This window comes from Burkholderia sp. AU27893, from assembly GCF_002223205.1.
In the GTDB taxonomy this organism is placed as follows: domain Bacteria; phylum Pseudomonadota; class Gammaproteobacteria; order Burkholderiales; family Burkholderiaceae; genus Burkholderia.
Genome location: NZ_NKFD01000004.1, coordinates 2,576,635 through 2,593,657, shown reverse-complemented (window position 1 = coordinate 2,593,657; position 17,023 = coordinate 2,576,635). Strand labels below are relative to the sequence as shown.

15 protein-coding genes are annotated in these 17,023 nt (G+C 66.4%); 4 read left to right on the top strand and 11 right to left on the bottom strand.

Features of this window, described 5'->3' with window-relative positions; genetic code table 11:
* Positions 1 to 25: 25 nt before the first annotated feature.
* Positions 26 to 1,228, bottom strand: coding sequence for a benzoate/H(+) symporter BenE family transporter (locus CFB47_RS31555; protein WP_089463390.1), 1,203 nt, complete (start codon positions 1,226 to 1,228; stop codon positions 26 to 28).
* Between the two features lie 185 nt (positions 1,229 to 1,413).
* Positions 1,414 to 2,439 (bottom strand): fatty acid desaturase, encoded by a 1,026-nt coding sequence (locus CFB47_RS31550; protein WP_089463389.1) that lies wholly within the window; start codon positions 2,437 to 2,439, stop codon positions 1,414 to 1,416.
* 300 nt (positions 2,440 to 2,739) lie between these two features.
* Here CFB47_RS31550 and CFB47_RS31540 point away from each other — a divergent pair, with 300 nt between their 5' ends.
* Complete coding sequence (locus CFB47_RS31540) at positions 2,740 to 3,564, top strand: phosphate/phosphite/phosphonate ABC transporter substrate-binding protein (RefSeq protein ID WP_089463388.1); 825 nt, start codon at positions 2,740 to 2,742, stop codon at positions 3,562 to 3,564.
* 159 nt (positions 3,565 to 3,723) lie between these two features.
* Here the strand turns inward: CFB47_RS31540 and dbpA are convergent, their stop codons facing one another.
* The 5 genes from dbpA to CFB47_RS31515 all read right to left on the bottom strand — a co-directional run bounded on the left by dbpA (position 3,724) and on the right by CFB47_RS31515 (position 8,612).
* A complete protein-coding gene (dbpA, locus tag CFB47_RS31535; RefSeq protein WP_039344267.1) occupies positions 3,724 to 5,121 on the bottom strand; it encodes an ATP-dependent RNA helicase DbpA in 1,398 nt (465 codons plus the stop codon).
* Complete coding sequence (locus CFB47_RS31530) at positions 5,118 to 5,315, bottom strand: hypothetical protein (RefSeq protein ID WP_011356541.1); 198 nt, start codon at positions 5,313 to 5,315, stop codon at positions 5,118 to 5,120. Before CFB47_RS31530 ends, dbpA begins: the two co-directional genes overlap by 4 nt.
* A 277-nt stretch (positions 5,316 to 5,592) precedes the next feature.
* Positions 5,593 to 7,236 (bottom strand): malate dehydrogenase (quinone), encoded by a 1,644-nt coding sequence (gene mqo / locus CFB47_RS31525; RefSeq protein ID WP_089463387.1) that lies wholly within the window; start codon positions 7,234 to 7,236, stop codon positions 5,593 to 5,595.
* A gap of 511 nt (positions 7,237 to 7,747) precedes the next feature.
* On the bottom strand, positions 7,748 to 8,053 hold the full coding sequence (locus CFB47_RS31520; protein WP_089463608.1) for a hypothetical protein: 306 nt from the start codon (positions 8,051 to 8,053) through the stop codon (positions 7,748 to 7,750).
* 70 nt (positions 8,054 to 8,123) lie between these two features.
* Positions 8,124 to 8,612, bottom strand: coding sequence for an Lrp/AsnC family transcriptional regulator (locus tag CFB47_RS31515; RefSeq protein WP_039344260.1), 489 nt, complete (start codon positions 8,610 to 8,612; stop codon positions 8,124 to 8,126).
* 115 nt (positions 8,613 to 8,727) lie between these two features.
* On the opposite strand from CFB47_RS31515, the gene CFB47_RS31510 reads away from it, so the two are divergent.
* The gene (locus CFB47_RS31510; protein ID WP_089463386.1) at positions 8,728 to 9,765 is read left to right on the top strand and encodes a histone deacetylase family protein; all 1,038 of its coding nucleotides are present in this window, start codon (positions 8,728 to 8,730) and stop codon (positions 9,763 to 9,765) included.
* A 143-nt stretch (positions 9,766 to 9,908) separates the two neighbouring features.
* A complete protein-coding gene (locus tag CFB47_RS31505) occupies positions 9,909 to 11,042 on the top strand; it encodes a branched-chain amino acid ABC transporter substrate-binding protein (protein ID WP_089463385.1) in 1,134 nt (377 codons plus the stop codon).
* Positions 11,043 to 11,110: 68 nt separating this feature from the next.
* On the opposite strand, the gene CFB47_RS31500 is transcribed toward CFB47_RS31505, so the two are convergent.
* Positions 11,111 to 11,980, bottom strand: coding sequence for a mechanosensitive ion channel family protein (locus CFB47_RS31500; protein WP_089463384.1), 870 nt, complete (start codon positions 11,978 to 11,980; stop codon positions 11,111 to 11,113).
* A gap of 350 nt (positions 11,981 to 12,330) precedes the next feature.
* On the opposite strand from CFB47_RS31500, the gene CFB47_RS31495 reads away from it, so the two are divergent.
* Positions 12,331 to 13,695: a M23 family metallopeptidase gene (locus tag CFB47_RS31495; protein WP_089463383.1), complete on the top strand. Its 1,365-nt coding sequence runs from the start codon at positions 12,331 to 12,333 to the stop codon at positions 13,693 to 13,695.
* Between the two features lie 60 nt (positions 13,696 to 13,755).
* Here CFB47_RS31495 and CFB47_RS31490 read toward each other — a convergent pair whose 3' ends face one another.
* The 3 genes from CFB47_RS31490 to CFB47_RS31480 all read right to left on the bottom strand — a co-directional run bounded on the left by CFB47_RS31490 (position 13,756) and on the right by CFB47_RS31480 (position 16,133).
* The gene (locus CFB47_RS31490; protein WP_089463382.1) at positions 13,756 to 14,595 is read right to left on the bottom strand and encodes an AraC family transcriptional regulator; all 840 of its coding nucleotides are present in this window, start codon (positions 14,593 to 14,595) and stop codon (positions 13,756 to 13,758) included.
* Between the two features lie 147 nt (positions 14,596 to 14,742).
* Positions 14,743 to 15,600, bottom strand: a complete 858-nt coding sequence (locus CFB47_RS31485) for a fucose-binding lectin II (RefSeq protein WP_089463381.1) — start codon at positions 15,598 to 15,600, stop codon at positions 14,743 to 14,745.
* Between the two features lie 143 nt (positions 15,601 to 15,743).
* Positions 15,744 to 16,133, bottom strand: a complete 390-nt coding sequence (locus CFB47_RS31480) for a fucose-binding lectin II (protein ID WP_043178912.1) — start codon at positions 16,131 to 16,133, stop codon at positions 15,744 to 15,746.
* Positions 16,134 to 17,023 lie beyond the last annotated feature (890 nt).

Below are 17,023 nucleotides of genomic sequence, written 5' to 3'. Positions count from 1 at the left end.
CAGGTGCGGCGACCCGCGTCGCGCATCACGCCGATCGCCGCACCTTGTTCAGTACCGCATACGAAATCGACCCGATCACGATCCCCCAGAACGCGGAACCGAGCCCGAGCCACGTCATGCCCGACGCAGTCGCGAGGAACGTGATCAACGACGCCTCGCGGTGGTTCTCGTCATCGAAGATCCCGTGCACGTTCGCGCCAATCGCGCCGATCAGCGCGAGCCCCGCGAGGATCGCAACGAACGCCTTCGGCAGCGCGAAGAACACCGTGACGATCGTGCCCGCGAAGAGCCCGCCGATCAGGTAGATCGCCCCGTTCGCGAGCCCGGCGATATAGCGCCGGTCCGGGTCCTCGTGCGCGTCCTTGCCGGTGCACAGCGCGGCCGTGATCGCCGCGACGACGATCGTGATCCCGCCGAAGCACGCAACCACGAGCGACATCACGCTGGTCGCCGTGATGATCGGCCGCGCGGGCGTGTGATAGCCGGACACGCGCAGGATCGTCATGCCCGGCAGGAACTGGCCGGTGAGGCTGACGACCACGAGCGGCAGCGCGAGGCTGAGCGTCGTGCCGAGCGTCCATTCGGGCGCGATGAAGATCGGGTGCGCGAGGCTCGCCGACACGTTGCCGAGATGCGTCATCCCGAGCAGCGTCGCGAGCGCGGCGCCCGTCAGCAGCACGAGCACGATGCTGTAACGCGGCAGCAGGCGCTTGAAGATCACGTAGGCGGCGATCATCCCGAACGCGAGCGCGGGCTGCTCCGACGCGGCGGCGAACGCATGCGTGCCGAACGGCAGCAGGATGCCGGCCATCATTCCGCACGCGATGCCGCGCGGAATGTGGCGCACGAGCCGGTCGAAATAGCCGGTCACGCCGATCAGCAGGATGATCAGCGCAGCGGTGATGTACGCGCCGACGGCCTGGTTGAGCGTCAGTTGCGGAAACAGGCCGACGAGCAGCGCGGTGCCGGGCGCCGACCACGCGGTGATGACCGGCACCTTCAGCTTCCAGCTCGCGAACAGGCCCGAGACGCCGGCACCGATCGAGATGGCCCAGACCCACGACGACACCATCGCATTCGACGCATGGGCTGCCTGCGCGGCCTGGAAGAAGATCGCGAGCGGGCCCGCGTAGGAAATCAGTACCGCGAGAAAACCCGCGGTAATCGCGGAAACGGACCAGTCGTTGCCGATCGCGCGGATTGCGCCGGGCGGGGTGTTCGGTTGCATCGTCGTGGGGGGCGTGCGGCGCGCGGCCGGGAGCAGAGCCGGGGCGAATGATTGTTGGAAGCCCCGGACGAGCCGTCATTCTGGGCATTGCCGGCGCAATTGGCAATGCGTGGGTGGGAGCGGTATTGTTGGCATTTCGTAAGAAATGCGTGGCGGGGCGGACGAATCGTCGGCTCCACCGAACGTCACGTACTGATCTGCAACACCTTGTCGACCACCGCCACCTTCACCCCGCTTCCCGTCGACAACGACGCCGTGCCCTGATCGAACGGATGCACGGGCGTATCGGTCGGCGTCCACGCATGGCGCGCGAGCAGTTCGCGATATCCGCCACGAATCACGAAGCCGCCGCATTTCCGCGCATAGGCGTCGCGGCGCATCCGGTACGCGCGCGGCAGGTCGTACCACGGCAGCTTCGGCAGGTCGTGATGGACGAGGTGATAGTTGTTGTTCAGGTACAGCAGCCGCATCGCGAAGCCCGCTTCATTGATCGCGATGCGCGCCTTCGGATGCGGTGCGGCACGGTGCTCGTACAGCGAGCGGATCATCGCGATCGACAACGCGGGCCACGTGATCACGAGCAGGTAATACCACCACGGCACGCCGATCGCCCCTTGCAGCCACGCGAGCAGCGCAGCCACGCAGGCGATATGCATCGCCCACATCGGCAGATAGCGGAAGTCGCCGCGACGAAACGCGGCGAATGCATCGATGCACATGGCAAAGATGCTCAACGGCGGCCCGGCGACGAATCGTCCGACGAAGGTCTTGCGTGCGACCGTCAGCACGCGGCGCCAGCGCGGCAGCTGCGCCCAGCGCTCGCGCGTGACGTAGTTCGTTTCGGGATCGACGCCCGGCACGGTCAGGTCTTCGTCGCGATGATGGTCGAGATGCGTGTCGCGATACAGCGTGTACGGATACCAGACCGTCAGCGGCGGATAACCGAGCAGCTTGTTCACGAGGGCGGAGCGCGTCGGATGGCCGTGCAGCAGCTCGTGCTGCAGCGACAAATGCCACGCGCCGAGCAGGATCAGCGGCGGCGTCGCGGCCGCGAGCGACAGGATGCCGTCGCGCACGAGCAGCAGCACGGCGAGCCAGCCGCCGTAGATCGCGACGACCAGGAGCCAGGTCGGCCACTCGGTGCGGGCGGTGAAGCGGGTGTCGAGCGCGGCGATCGCACGCGCGTGGTCGACGTCGAAGTATTCGGCCATGGCGTTGAGGCGGATTGAACGGGCAGTGCGGGGAACGAGCGGTTGAACCGGTGCGCTCGGCCCGGGTGCGCAGGTGTCTCGCGGATCACGGTCGGCCTGTCCGTTATCACGTGCAATGGCGATGCTCGGGCAGGCATCAGGACGGTACCGGGATCGCGCCGCGCGGCCAACCAATCGATTCGCATTTGCTTATCGCCGCGCGGCCGATAAGCTTCAGGCGCGCGGCGCGTCGATCAGCCCCCGTTTTACCGAGATCGAACCGGGTTCCGCTGCGTGAGCGGCGATGCGTAGAATGCCCGCATGAACCCATGGATCGCAGTACTGCCGATGTACAACGTGACGCCGCGCCACGACGCGTTGTGGCGCGCCCTGCTGCGCGACGCGCTCGATGCGTTCGCGAACGCGGGGGGGCCTGCCGATGTCACGCTTCCCGACGAACCCTTCGACGACCTGCACGCGCTGTGGCGGCGCGACGATCTGCTGCTGTCGCAGACCTGCGGCTACCCGTACCGGCTGCTGGGCCTGCGCGATGTCGTGCGACTGATTGCAACCCCCGTGTTCGATGCGCAGGGTTGCCACGGCGCGCACTACAGCAGTGTGCTGGTCGTGTCGGCTCGTGCGCATGCGGGCGGCGCGACGACGCTCGCCGCATGCCGCGGGCTGCGGGCCGCATTCAACGGTCGGGATTCGCACAGCGGGATGAACGCGCTCCGGCATGCGGTCGCGCCGCATGCACGCGACGGACGATTCTTCGGATCGGTTGCAGCGCTCGGCTCGCATCTGAACGTGCTGCGTGCGCTGGCTTCAGCGGAAGCCGATTGCGCGGCGATCGATTGCGTGACGTTCGCGTATGTGCGCGACGCATTGCCCGATCTGCTGCAGGACATCCGGATCATCGGGATGACGGCCGCTGCGCCGGGATTGCCGTTCATCGCATCGCGCGCACTCGAAGATACACAGGTCGCTGCTTTGCGAGATGCGCTCGACCGCGCGGTGGCGACCGATGTGGAGCGGGCGCGCGTGCTGCGGCTAAAAGGATTCGAACGGCTGTCGCCGGATGACTACGAGGCGATTGCGCGGTTCGAGCAGGAGGCTGCTGCGCACGGGTATCCGGCGCTCGCATAGCAAGCAGGCGATGCGGGCGGCTTGACGGGGCGGCGCCGATTGCCGAAAGAGGGGCGACGACCGCAGGTTGCCCGGGGCGATGCAAGGTCCGGGGCAGATTCAGGTTCGGCTTAGGCGCCACGGCGCGGCGATGCCGCCGCGACGCCTCCACGTTACCGCTTATTCTTCGTCCATCAACCGGACCTTGACCCGCTTGCCCTTGATCTTCCCGGCATTGAGCTTGCGCAGCGCGTCGCGCGCCACGCCGCGCTCGAGCGCGACATAGGTCGAGAATTCGGTCACGTTGATCTTGCCGATCTGCTTGCCGTCGAACCCGGCGTCGCCGGTCAGCGCGCCGAGCACGTCGCCCGGGCGGATCTTGTCCTTGCGCCCGCCGAGGATCTGCAGCGTTTCCATCGGCGGCGTCAGCACGCCGTCGTCGGCCGGCGTCAGTTCCGCGAGCGGATGCCATTCGACGTCGCGCTTCTGCGCCTGCTCGATCGCACCGACGCGACCCATCTCGTCCATGCTCGCGAGGCTCAGCGCCCAGCCGTCCTGATCCGCGCGGCCCGTGCGGCCGATCCGGTGCACGTGCACTTCGGGGTCGGGCGTCACATCGACGTTGATTACCGCCTCGAGCTGCGCGATGTCGAGCCCGCGCGCGGCGACGTCGGTGGCCACCAGCACCGAGCAACTGCGGTTCGCGAACTGGATCAGCACCTGGTCGCGCTCGCGCTGGTCGAGCTCGCCGTGCAGCGCGAGCGCGTGGAAGCCCTGCGCGTGCAGCACGTCGAGCAGGTCGCGGCACTGCTGCTTCGTGTTGCAGAACGCGATCGTGCTCACCGGCCGGTAGTGGTTCAGCAACTGGCCCACCGCATGCAGCCGCTCGTCCTCCGTCACTTCATAGAAGCGCTGGCGGATCTTGCTGTTGTCATGACGCTCTTCGAGCTTGATTTCCTTCGGGTTGCGCAGGAACTGCTGGCTCAGCTTCGCGATGCCGTCCGGGTAGGTCGCGGAGAACAGCAGCGTCTGGCGCGTGGTCGGGCACATCCGCGCGACTTTCGCGATGTCGTCGAAGAAGCCCATGTCGAGCATCCGGTCGGCTTCGTCGAGCACCAGCGTGTTCAGCGCGTCGAGCTTCAGGTTGCCGCGATCGAGGTGATCCATGATGCGGCCCGGCGTGCCGACGACGATATGCGCGCCGTGCTCGAGGCTCTGCGCCTGCGGGCGCATCGGCGTGCCGCCGCACAGCGTCAGCACCTTCACGTTCTCTTCGGCGCGCGCGAGGCGGCGCACTTCCTGCGCGACCTGGTCGGCGAGTTCACGCGTCGGGCACAGGATCATTGCCTGCACGTCGAAGCGGCGCGCGTCGAGGCGCGCCAGCAGCGCAAGCGAGAACGCGGCGGTCTTGCCGCTGCCCGTCTTCGCCTGCGCGATCAGGTCCTGGCCGGCCAGCGCGACCGGCAGGCTCGCGGCCTGGATCGGTGTCATGTCGACGTAGCCGAGCTGCGCGAGGTTGGCGAGCGTGGCGGGCGTCAACGACAGCGCGCTGAACGGCGTGGCGGTCGGCTGGGTCATTCCAGGTCTCCGAGGTAAGGACGGCCTTCCATCTGCTCGTAGACGACCTTGCCTTCGTCGTCTTCGAAGCGTTCGAGGTAGTTGCGCGCGCCGCACAGCGGGCAGCGGAACAGCAGCCCCTGGCCTTCGTCCTTGATGACGACGTCGGACTGCTCCCACGGCGTGCCGCAGCTCTGGTTTCGGCAGGTAAACACGGTCTTTCTCCAGCTGAATTCGGTTGATGGCGCGCCCGGGCGGGCGCGGCAACGGCGGGCGGCGCTCGCGCGGCTTGGGCGCGGGCCGCACCGGGCGTCGCTTGGATTGCGTCGATGCGGATGATGGATCGGGCGGCGACAGGGTCGCGCGTGCCGCAATTCTAGCGGAAGCGGGCGGCCCGCCGGGCGGTTTCGCCCGCGACCCGCCAAGAAAAACGGCCGCCCCGGAGGGCGGCCGTGTCAGGCGGCGCAATGGTGTCGCGCGGCGCTCGGTGCGTTACAGCGCCATGTCGGCCGCCGCCTTCGCCGGGCGGGCCGGCGCGGTGCCGGTGGCCTGCAACGGCGTGCTGACGTCGATCTTCGGCGGCGGCGAGAGTTGCAGCACGTCGCTGGTGGTCGTCCATTCCTCGACGACCTTCGCCGGGCTGTCGTTCAGCTTCGTGCCGTAGCTCGGCACGATCTGGCGGATCTTCTGCTGCCACTCGGGCGATGCGACCTTGTCCTTGAACACCTTCTTCATCAGGTTCAGCATGATCGGCGCGGCCGTCGACGCGCCCGGCGATGCGCCGAGCAGGCCCGCGATGCTGCCGTCCTGCGAGCTGACGATCTCGGTGCCGAGCTTCAGCACGCCACCCTTGACCGGGTCGCGCTTGATGATCTGCACGCGCTGGCCGGCTTGCCACAGGCGCCAGTCTTCCTTCTTCGCGTTCGGGAAGTACTCCTTCAGCGCGTTGAAGCGGTCGTCGTCCGACAGCATCAGCTGGCCGGCGAGGTACTGGACCAGCGGGAATTCGTCCACGCCCACGCGCATCATCGGTGCGACGTTGTGCGTGTTGGTGCTCTTGAGCAGGTCGAAGTACGAACCGTTCTTCAGGAACTTGGTCGAGAACGTCGCGAACGGCCCGAACAGGATGATCTTCTTGCCGTCGATGATGCGCGTGTCGAGGTGCGGCACCGACATCGGCGGCGAGCCGACCGACGCCTTGCCGTAGGCCTTCGCCAAGTGCTGTTTCACGACGTCGGGGTTGTCCGTCACGAGGAACGAGCCGCCGACCGGGAACGCGCCGTAGTCCTTCGCCTCGGGGATGCCCGATGCCTGCAGCAGGTGCAGCGCACCGCCGCCCGCGCCGATGAACACGAACTTCGCGTCGACCGACTGCGCCGGTTCATCCGAGTGCAGCTTGACCCACGTGACGTGCCACGTGCCGTCGGCATTGCGCGAGATCTCGCGCACTTCGCTCGACAGCGACAGCGTGAAGTTCGGCTGCGTCTTCAGGTAGCCGACGAACTGGCGCGTGATCTCGCCGAAGTTCACGTCGGTGCCGATCGGCGTCCACGTCGCCGCGACCTTCTGGTTGCGGTCGCGACCTTCCATCATCAGCGGCACCCACTGCTTGATCTGGTCGTAGTCTTCCGAATACTGCATGCCGCGGAACAGCGGGCTCGCCTGCAGCGCTTCGTAGCGCTTCTTCAGGAAGCGGACGTTGTCGTCGCCCCACACGAAGCTCATGTGCGGCGTCGAGTTGATGAACGAGTGCGGGTTCTTCAGCACGCCCTGCTTGACCTGCCACGCCCAGAACTGGCGCGAGATCTGGAACGACTCGTTGATCTCGATCGCCTTCGAGATGTCGATCTTGCCGTCCGCCTTCTCCGGCGTGTAGTTCAGCTCGGCAAGCGCTGAGTGGCCGGTGCCGGCGTTGTTCCAGCCGTTCGAGCTTTCCAGCGCGACGCCGTCGAGGCGCTCGACCATCGTCATCGACCAGTCAGGTTGAAGCTCGTGCAGCCAGACGCCGAGCGTCGAGCTCATGATGCCGCCGCCCACCAGCAGGACGTCGACCTTCTTCGTATCGGCGGCATGCGCGGACGATGTCGCGACGCACAGCGCGAGCGCCGACAGTATTACCCGTAACGTTTTGATCACAGCAGATCCCTTTTTCAACTTGGATGCATCGGTTTGCCAAGCCGCCCGGCGCGTGCGTCGATCGCGGTGAAACGCGGATCCGGAGATCCGGACACGCGAATCCGGAATTCCGGATCGACGCCGCACGCCGTTGCATTTGCGCACGCGAAGCCGTCGGGAAGGACACCTTCGGATCGGCTGCCTGCGGGCAGGCAAGCGCCTGCGTCACAGTGGCGCACAACGCGCCCGGGCCCTTGCGGCAAGCCTGGGCGGAAGACGCTTCAGGCTTGCGTGGAAAGAGGCCGCGCGCGACGCGTTTTGCGGAGGCGGGGTGGCAAGGGGCGCGTAATGTAACCGAACTCGTTTGCTGTGTCACAAACGAAAAAAGCCGTTGTTTTTGTGGGGTTTTTTGTGTGTCCGGGTTTCCGGAATGAAGGTCGCGGAAAGCGGGAACGCTGGGGATAACTGCGCGGGATCGGAGGTGTCGGGCGCGGCGTTGCACCGCGTCCCGATCACGTCATGCCATGTTGCGTCACTTCGCGAAGTTGTTCCGGCAGAACTGCTCGTACGCCAGCGCCGAATTCGCGAAGCCCTTCTGCTTCGCGAGTTCCCAGGGGCGCTCGCATTGCTGCGTTTGTTCGCACCACGAATAGCCGGCCGACGGGATGCAGCCGTGCGGATCGCGATCGCTGCCGGGCATCGGCGGCGCGGGCGGCGCGGCAGCCTCGGCCGGTGCCGACGCGGCGGCCGGCACGGTGGATTGCGCCGCACAGGCGCTCAACGCGAGCGCGCAGGCCATCGCGGCGGCCAGCGAAGCAGACGGAAGAAGACGTTTCATCAGGTAGCGCTCCATGGGATGACGATCGACAACGGATGCCCGGGGCACGGGCGAGCAACGGCATGAACGGTCAGTCGCCCGGCACCGGCACGCGCGACGAGAACTTCACTTCGCGCAATGCGAGGCTCGACTGGATCGACGATACGCCGGCCTGTTTGCGCAACACGCGCTCGACGAATTCCGCGTACGCGTCGAGATCGGCCGCGACGACCTGCAGGATGTAGTCGGCCGCGCCGGTGATCTTGTGGCAGGACGTCACTTCGTCGTGACGCCGCATCACGTCCTCGAAGTGATCGGAATCCTGGCCGGAATGCATGTTGAACGTGACCTGCACGAACGCGAACACGTTCATGCCGAGTGCGCGCCGGTCGAGGTTGGCCTGGTAGCCGGTGATCACGCCTTCGTCCTCGAGCCGCTTGCGGCGGCGCCAGCAGGGCGTAACGCTCAGCGACAGCTTCTCGCCGAGCGTCGCGTTCGACAGCGCGCCGTCGTCCTGCAGCAGGCGCAGCATGGCGCGGTCGACGCCATCCAGTTCGACCGAAGCGCGATTTTTGCTCATTTCCGGGCATCCGTAGGCGGTTTTCTCAAAATTGTACGAAAGGCGCGGGTCGAAAGCAAAGCTATTGCCGGTTGCCGTCAATAAACTGTTGCCACCCTCACTGCAACGGTCAACCATGCTCACGGTCTACAGCAGCGATCACCACCTGCATCGCGGCGTCGAACTGAAGGACGGCGCGATCACCGATTCGTTCGAAAACCCCCTTCGCGCCGAAACGGTGCTCGCGCAGGTGCGTGCCGCCGGGCTCGGCGACGTGATCGCGCCGAAGCCGTTCGACCGCGCCCACTACGCGGCCGCGCACAGTGCCCGCTACGTCGATTTCCTCGCCGGCGCGTGGGACGAGTGGGCCGCGACGGGCCGCACCTGCCAGGCGCTGCCGCTCGTGTGGCCGGTGCGCGCGATGCCGGCGGCCGCGACGCCGCCCGCGTTCATCGACGGCAAGCTCGGCTTCTACGCGATGGATGCGGGCGCGCCGATCAACGCCGGCACGTGGGATGCCGTGAGCGCGAGCGCGAACTCGGCGCTCACCGGCGCCGACCTGCTGTCGAGCGGCGCGGCGCGCGCGGCGTTCGCGCTGTGCCGCCCGCCCGGCCACCACGCGGGCCGCGAGTACATGGGCGGCTATTGCTACCTGAACAACGCGGCGATCGCCGCGCAGCACTGTGTCGCGCAGGGCGCGGCGCGCGTCGCGGTGCTCGACGTCGATTTCCATCACGGCAACGGCACGCAGGACATCTTCTACGACCGTGCGGACGTGCTGTTCGCGTCGATTCACGGCGAGCCGCCGGTGTCGTATCCGTACTTCTCCGGCTATGCGGACGAGCGCGGCATCGGCGCGGGCGAAGGGTTCAACCTGAACCTGCCGCTGCCGAAGGGCACGCTATGGGACACCTACTCTGTGGCGCTCGACCACGCGTCCGCCGCGATCGCCGCGCATGCGCCCGACGCGCTCGTCGTGTCGCTCGGCGTCGATACCTTCGAGCACGACCCGATCAGCCATTTCCGGCTGCGCTCGCCCGACTACCTGCGCGTCGGCGCGGCGCTCGCGCGCCTGAACGTGCCGACGCTGTTCGTGATGGAAGGCGGCTACATGGTCGACGAGATCGGCATCAACGCGGTCAACGTGCTGCTGGGATTCGAAGGGCGCGCGTAACGCGCGGCGCCGCAGCCGTGCCGCCGACAGGGATGCGGCCCGCGGTGCAGGACACGCTGCATCACTGACCGAAACCGATTCGTCATCCGAACCACAACACGTCCCGCGTTGAACGGGGCCACAAGACTGACCAGGAGACAGACATGCATCGACATTCCATGACGGTATTCGCGGCAGCGGCGGCGCTCACGTGCGCGCTGTCCGCACACGCGGACGAGGTGGTGCGCATCGGCCACGTCGCGCCGCTGACCGGCGCGATCGCGCACCTCGGCAAGGACAGCGAGAACGGTGCGCGCCTCGCGGTCGAGGAAATCAATGCGAAGGGCCTGACGATCGGCGGCAAGAAGGTCACGCTGCAGCTCGACGCGCAGGACGACGCGGGCGATCCGCGCACCGCGACACAGGTCGCGCAGCGGCTCGTCGACGACAAGGTCGTCGGCGTCGTCGGCCATCACAACTCGGGCACGTCGATTCCGGCGTCGCGTGTATATCGCGACGGCGGCGTCGTGCAGATCTCGCAGGCCGCGACCAACCCGACCTACACGCAGCAGGGCTTCAAGACGACCTATCGCGTGGTGGCGACCGACGCGCAGCAGGGGCCGGCGCTCGCGATGTATGCAGCGAAGAACCTGGGCATCAAGACGGTGGCCGTGGTCGACGATTCGACCGCGTACGGCCAGGGCCTCGCGACCGAGTTCGAGAAGGCCGCGAAGGCCGCCGGGATGAAGGTCGTGTCGCGCGACGCGACCAACGACAAGGCGATCGACTTTCGCGCGATCCTCACGAAGATCAAGGGCGCGAACCCGGACGCGATCATGTACGGCGGCATGGACGCGACGGGCGGGCCGCTCGCGAAGCAGGCCCGCCAGCTCGGCATGCGCGCGAAGCTCCTCGCCGGCGACGGCGTGTGCTCGACCGACCTGCCGAAGCTCGCAGGCCCGGCGTCCGACAACGTCGTGTGCTCCGAGGCCGGCATCGCGCTCGAGAAGATGCCGGGCGGCGCGGCGTTCGCAAAGCGCTACGAAGCGCGTTACCACCAGCCGATGCAGGTGTATGCGCCGTTCTCGTACGACGCCGTCTACATCATCGTCGACGCGATGAAGCGCGCGAACTCGACCGATCCGGCGAAGGTGCTGGCTGCGATGCCGGCCACCGACTACCAGGGCGTGATCGGCGAGACGAGTTTCACGCCGCAGGGCGACCTGAAGCACGGCGCGATCTCGGTGTTCACGTACAGGAGCGGCAAGAAGGCGCTGCTCGATATCGTGAAGATGTGATGGGGCGGTGACGTTGCGTTGACGTCGCGAAGGCCGCGAAGCAGGCGGTGCTTCGCGGCCTTCGCCGTTTACAGCGCGTGCGTTTGCGCGCGTTCGGCGCGACGCTCCGCGTCATGCACGATGTGCAGCTCGCGCGTGCGGATCGGCAACGCGCAGTTCGCGTCCGCGAGTGCCTTGCGAGCCTGCCGCGCCAGACGCCAGCGCATGTCCCAGAACTTGTCGGTGTGCGTCCACACGCGAACGTTCGCGATCGCGGTGCTGTCGTCGAAACGCATCACCATCACGTTCGGCTCCGGATCCTGTAGCACGTCGGGGTCGGCGAGCGCCAGCTTGCGCAGCGCGTCGAGCGCGCGATCGATATCGTCATGCACCGACACTTCCACTTCGAGATCGAGGCGGCGCGTCGGGTTGCGCGTGTAGTTGCGGATCGCGCTGCCCCACAGCGCGCTGTTCGGCACGTATTCGCAGATGCCGTCCGGCTTCGTCAGCCGCGTCATGAAGAGCCCGACCTCGTCGACGGTGCCCGCGACGCCCGTGCCGCCGTCGATATAGTCGCCCACCTTGAACGGCCGCAGCAGCAAAAGCATGATGCCGGCCGCGATGTTCTGCATCGTGCCTTGCAGCGCGAGCCCGATCGCGAGGCCGGCTGCGCCGAGCACCGCCACGATGCTCGCGGTTTCGATGCCGAGCTGCGACAGCGCGCCGACGATCGCGACGATACGGATGCCCCACACGGCGACGTCGCAGAGGATCGGCCGCAGCGTGTCGTCGACGCGCTCCTTGTTCGAGAGCAGGCGGTTCAGCCAGTTGCCGATGCGTTTCGACAGCCACCAGCCGGCGACGAGCAGCGCCAGGCCGGCGCAGAGCTTGAGGGAGAGCGTGGACAGCGCGTTCCACAGGAACGTCCAGCGTTCCGGATGTAGTTGATCGAGAAACATTAACGGGATTCCGGGTTGAAGAAACGATGCGTGACGCGTGGCGCGCTGGCCGTCATCGGGCAGGCTCATGCTCACGCGCCGGGCAGCGTTCGACCGTACACGGGGCACGATGGTTCGCGCGAATGAGTGGGGTCGAATGCCGCATGGCCGTGCTGCCCGGCCGTGAAATTGAGATTTCGGTTTTGTACTAACGGGCTTTTCCGTCAAATGAGACTAGTCCTATTCAGCCGATTCGATCGCGCCGATACACTCGTTTTCACGTTGCCGGGTCGCGACGATCGTTCCTCCGCGGTACCCGGTTCTTTCCCGATTTTTCACTGATTCATTGACAGACAGCGAGTGACGACGTCATGCGGTTAGACCTGCGTTTCCGTCTCGCACGCGAACAAGGTCAACCCGCACAGCGCGGCGTTCAAGGTTTCCCGATGCGCCGCGCGCTGCTGCGCGGTGTCATCGCGGCGGCCTGTGTGGCCAACGCACCGGGTGCGGTGGCAGATGCGTCGCACGACGCCGCGCCGTTCTCGCCCGTGATGGCCGACCTTGTCGACGTGCCTTTTTTCAATGCCGCGCGCACGACGTGGGGCGGCTTGCACTCATCGACGGCCGCGCCGCTCGACGTTGCCTACAGGTCGCATGCGTCGACCGCGCCGACGGCCGGCGAACGCGACGACCCCGTGGCGCGCTTCGGTGCGTGCGTGGCTTACCGCGTGCTGTGCGACGCGGCGCGCGGCGCGGTCGAACGCGCGTACGCGTCGCGATTCGATTACGGTCTTGCGTCGGCGTTGCCCGCGACGGGCGAGCCCGCCGCGTTCGAGCGGCGCCCCGTCGATCTTGCCGGCGCCGAGCCGTTCATGTTCGAGCAAGCCGTGCGTGGCGCGCGGGCCGGCGCGATCGTCGGCAGCCTGCAGGCGTCGCTGGCGCGCGCCGATCTGCCGGCCGGCGTCGCCGCGCAGATCACCCGCCTGCTCGCCGATCGCATCGACCTGAAACAGCACGGTGCGCTTGGCGACACGTTCCGCGTCGCCTACGAACCGGACAACGAGGCCAAACTGCCGGGCGGCGTGCGCGTGACGGCGCTCGAGCTTCGCTTGCACGGCCAGCACGTCGCGGCCGTGTGGTTTGCGCCCGATGCCGGCTCGCCGGGCGCCTATTACGACCTCGACGGCATACCCGTCGCCGGCGCGCGGTTTGCGATGCCGGTCAGCGCAAACCGGATCAGCTCGCATTTCGGTACGCGCGTGCATCCGGTCACCGGCGCACGTCACGTGCATTCCGGCGTCGATCTCGCGGCGCCGGCCGGGCGCGCGGTTCACGCGTCGGAGCGCGGCGTCGTCTCGTTCATCGGCACCGAGCCGCGCGGCTACGGCAAGTACGTGGTGATTCGTCATGACGGCGGCTATGCGTCGTACTACGCACACCTGTCGGCATTCGAGCCGACGCTGCGAACCGGCATGCGGGTTGCGCGCGGCCAGCGTGTCGGCGCGGTCGGCAGCACGGGTACGGCCACGGGGCCGCATCTGCACTTCGAGATCCGGCGGCATGCCCGTCTCGTCGACCCGGTCGCGCTGGTGCAGGCGGGCAAGGCAGCGAAGCTCAACGGCGAACGGCGCGTCGCGTTCAATCGCGTGGTACTCGATGCACGCACGCGACTGGCGTCGGCCGGGTGGTCGCAGCCGGTGGCGATGTCGGAGCCTGCCGGATCGCGCGCCGGTTGACGGTTCGCGCGGTGCCGCCGGCCGTGGCGAGCCACGCCGCGGCCGATCAAGGCAAACCGCTTACGCAGCAGGTTCGACAGGCAACCAGATTTCCAGCACGCCGGCGCCCGTCACCGGATCGTAGTCCGCGCTGTAGCGCTCGAACTCGGGCGCGTCGACCGCCTTGAATCCTGACGTAGGCAGCCAGCCGTTCCAGATGCTGTAGAACGTCTGGTGCAGCGTGGAGATATGCCCGACGTGTTCGAAGACCGCATACCGCTGCGGTTCGAGTTCGATCCAGCGAAAGGGCGTGGGCAACCGGTCGCGGCTCGTCACTTCCACGCCCGCGATGTATTCGAAGCTGCCATCCGCATCGGGGTTGCAGCACACGCCGTAGGTCACGTCGTCGACCTGGCCTAGAAGGGTACCGATGTATGGGATGAACGCTTGCCACAGCGCCGGAATGCCTTCGTTGGTTTCGAAGGTGTAGCGGTCGCTCATGCCGGCGATCAGCCGCTTGCCGGTGGTTTCGAAGCGTGACGGTACGACGTCGATGATCTTCAGTTCTTTCATGCGAAGCGGCTCCACTAGAGACAACCCGTCAAGGGTGCGCCGTGCCCGCACGTCTTCGGGCGTGATGCCGAAGCAATCGCGGAAGGCGCGCGTGAACGCCTCATGGGAGCCATAACCAGCATCGAGCGCCACTTGCAGGATGTCCGGCGCGCCTTGCGCCAGCGTGCGTGCCGCACGCGTCAGCCGCCTCGCCCGCACATAGCGCATCACCGGCCAGCCGGTGTTCATCGAGAACAGGCGCGAGAAGCCGAAGCGCGACATGTCGCAATTGGCGGAGATCCTGTCGAGCGTCAGTTCGCGGTCCAGTTTAGTTTCGATAAACCAGAGTGCTTGTCCTACCGGATTCATGGCTTTCCAATGAGCGTGTCGGGCGGACTATATGGTATCGGCGGCGGGGGCGTTTGATCGTTCTTGCGGGGCGGGGGCAGGCAGGGGCGTCCACGCGGATCGCCACGCCGGGCGGCGTGGCGATGAGGGATTGCTACGTGATGCTGCTTAACCGAGCGGCCAGTTCAGGAACACGATGCCGTCGTTGTAGTCGTCGTCGGCGCCGTCTTCCGAGCCGACGATCCCGAAGTACGACTTCTTGAAAATGTCGACCTGCCGTGAGCCGAGCCGCGACGGCTTGCCGTTCGCCATCACGATCACGCGCACGCGCCCCTTGCCGGAGTCGAGCACCTTGGTGCCGAGGTTCTGGTCCTGCACGCTGGCGCCCTTGAACGTGGCGGCCGGTTTCGGGTTGTCGTCGATGTAGATGTCGATCGTCTGGTCGTTCGCCGCGTTGGTGAGCGCGGTGACGCCGAACTTGATGTTCGGCGGCAGGTTGAACGTGCCGTCGCGCTCGCCGCCGCCGCCGATCGTGCCGCTACCCGTGCCACCCGAGCCATCCGCGCTGCCCGGGTTGCCACCCGCGCCGGTTTCACCGCCGCCGCTTCCGCCGCCAGGCGACGACGATTGCGCGGCGGTATCGCCGATCGCGGACAGGCTCGCGTACGAATCGATGTGCATCGCGCTGCCGCGCACGCTTTTCCACTGGCCCTTCACGAACGTGACGCCGGTGCCGACGTCGATCGTCGCGACGAGTGTGAACGGCATGCGCCCGGTGGCTTCGGGCACTTTCGACGAATAGGTGAAGCAGCCGTCCGCGACGACGCCCTTGTTGGTCGCGATCGCGAAATAGATGCCGGGGAAGTTGTTGCCGGTCGCATAAGGCGTCGGCACGTTGAGGATGACCTGCAGTTTCCCGTCTCGAATCTCTGCCTTGGCGATGTCGATGTACAGGCCCGGGATGTCGACGTAGGTTTCGGAGGTCGCCACGGGGGCGCTGACGATCGAAGCCGAAAGGAGGGGCATGAATGTCTCCGTTGGTTGGGCGGGTTTCGGTGCAAAAAGGGGGCGGTGCCGCGGAAGGCGGCGCGCAACCGCCGGCCGGCCCGGAGGCGGCCGGCGGGGGGGGCGTCAGATGCGCGTCGGGTGCGCATCGGGTGCGCGTCAGCTCAGCCGATCGGCCACTGGAGCACGACGATGCCGTCGTTGTAGTCGCTGTCGTGGCCGTCTTCCGACACGACGATTCCGAAGTTGACCGTGTACGGCGAGCCGTCCGATTTCTTGCCGTTGATCGGCGCGAGGCGCGCGTCGGTGGCCGACGGCTTGCCGTTCACCGACACTTCGAAGCGGATCTTGCCGTTGCCGGAATTCAGCGTCGCTTCACGCGTGCCGTCGCGCGTCGTCAGCTTGTGATACGCGGCGGGTTCCTTGCTGTCGCCGATAAACAGCTTGATGTGCTGCTGCTCGGCGGCATTCGCGAAGAAAATCGCGCGGAAATCGGTATTCGGCGGAATCGAAAACTCGCCGGCGCGATTGGATGACGTTTGAGAATCGGCCATGCTTTCCTCCTGAGGAATGATGGATAAGGCTTCCAGCTGTGTCGCACAAACGTTTGCCGTTTGAAATGCGACGTACCGAGCATGCCGAAAAATAAATAAGAAAATAATCGACGGGGAATGGCGATTATTCAGTCAATCGAAAATGACGGTTAATCGATTTAATAAAATGTGTTTAATGGAAGGTATTTCGATATATTCGAGAAACTATATCGGCGGGCGTATTGATTTTCTGAACGATGCGCGGTTGCGCAGGTGGAGCGGGCGGGGGAGGCGGGGGCAATCGGGCTTCGGCGCGGACGCTCGGCGTTCGCATATGGCAGCGTTGGTTTCAACATCAGCATCTCGGTCGTGGCCGCGCCCACCGGCCACCACCGAACGCCCACACCGAAACCCGATTGTTTGCAACAGGAGGGGGTGCGGCAACCGGCGAAGTACGTAGACCAAATCACTCCGAACGTGAACAGGGCCCTCACCGGCGCCGCACCCATGAAGCATATCGACGCGGCGGCGCGCCGCCTATCGGACAGGACTGATTCTGAGCGACCGAATTCCACGCCATTTGCACCCAGCCCGTTGACAGCCCCCATCGCCCTGTGATTTGATTTCGGCCATGCAAGCCGCCCAGTCCCTCTTCTCGCTACGACTACTAGCCCGTTTCTCCGGGCTGGGTCTGCGGCTGCGCGCTTTCCATCTGCTTCTTTCCTGAAGCGCCAGATTTCCCCCGCATCACCGACCTGGCCCCGGTTGTCGACCGGCGCCTGAGTTCGTCCTTCTTCCGAATCGCTCCGCTCCGTCCCGGTCGCTCAACCGCCAAGGCTGTCGTTCGCCGTACCGCTTTGCCGTTGTGCCGTTTGCTTGCCGCTTTCACCCGCTTTCACCCGTTTCTACCG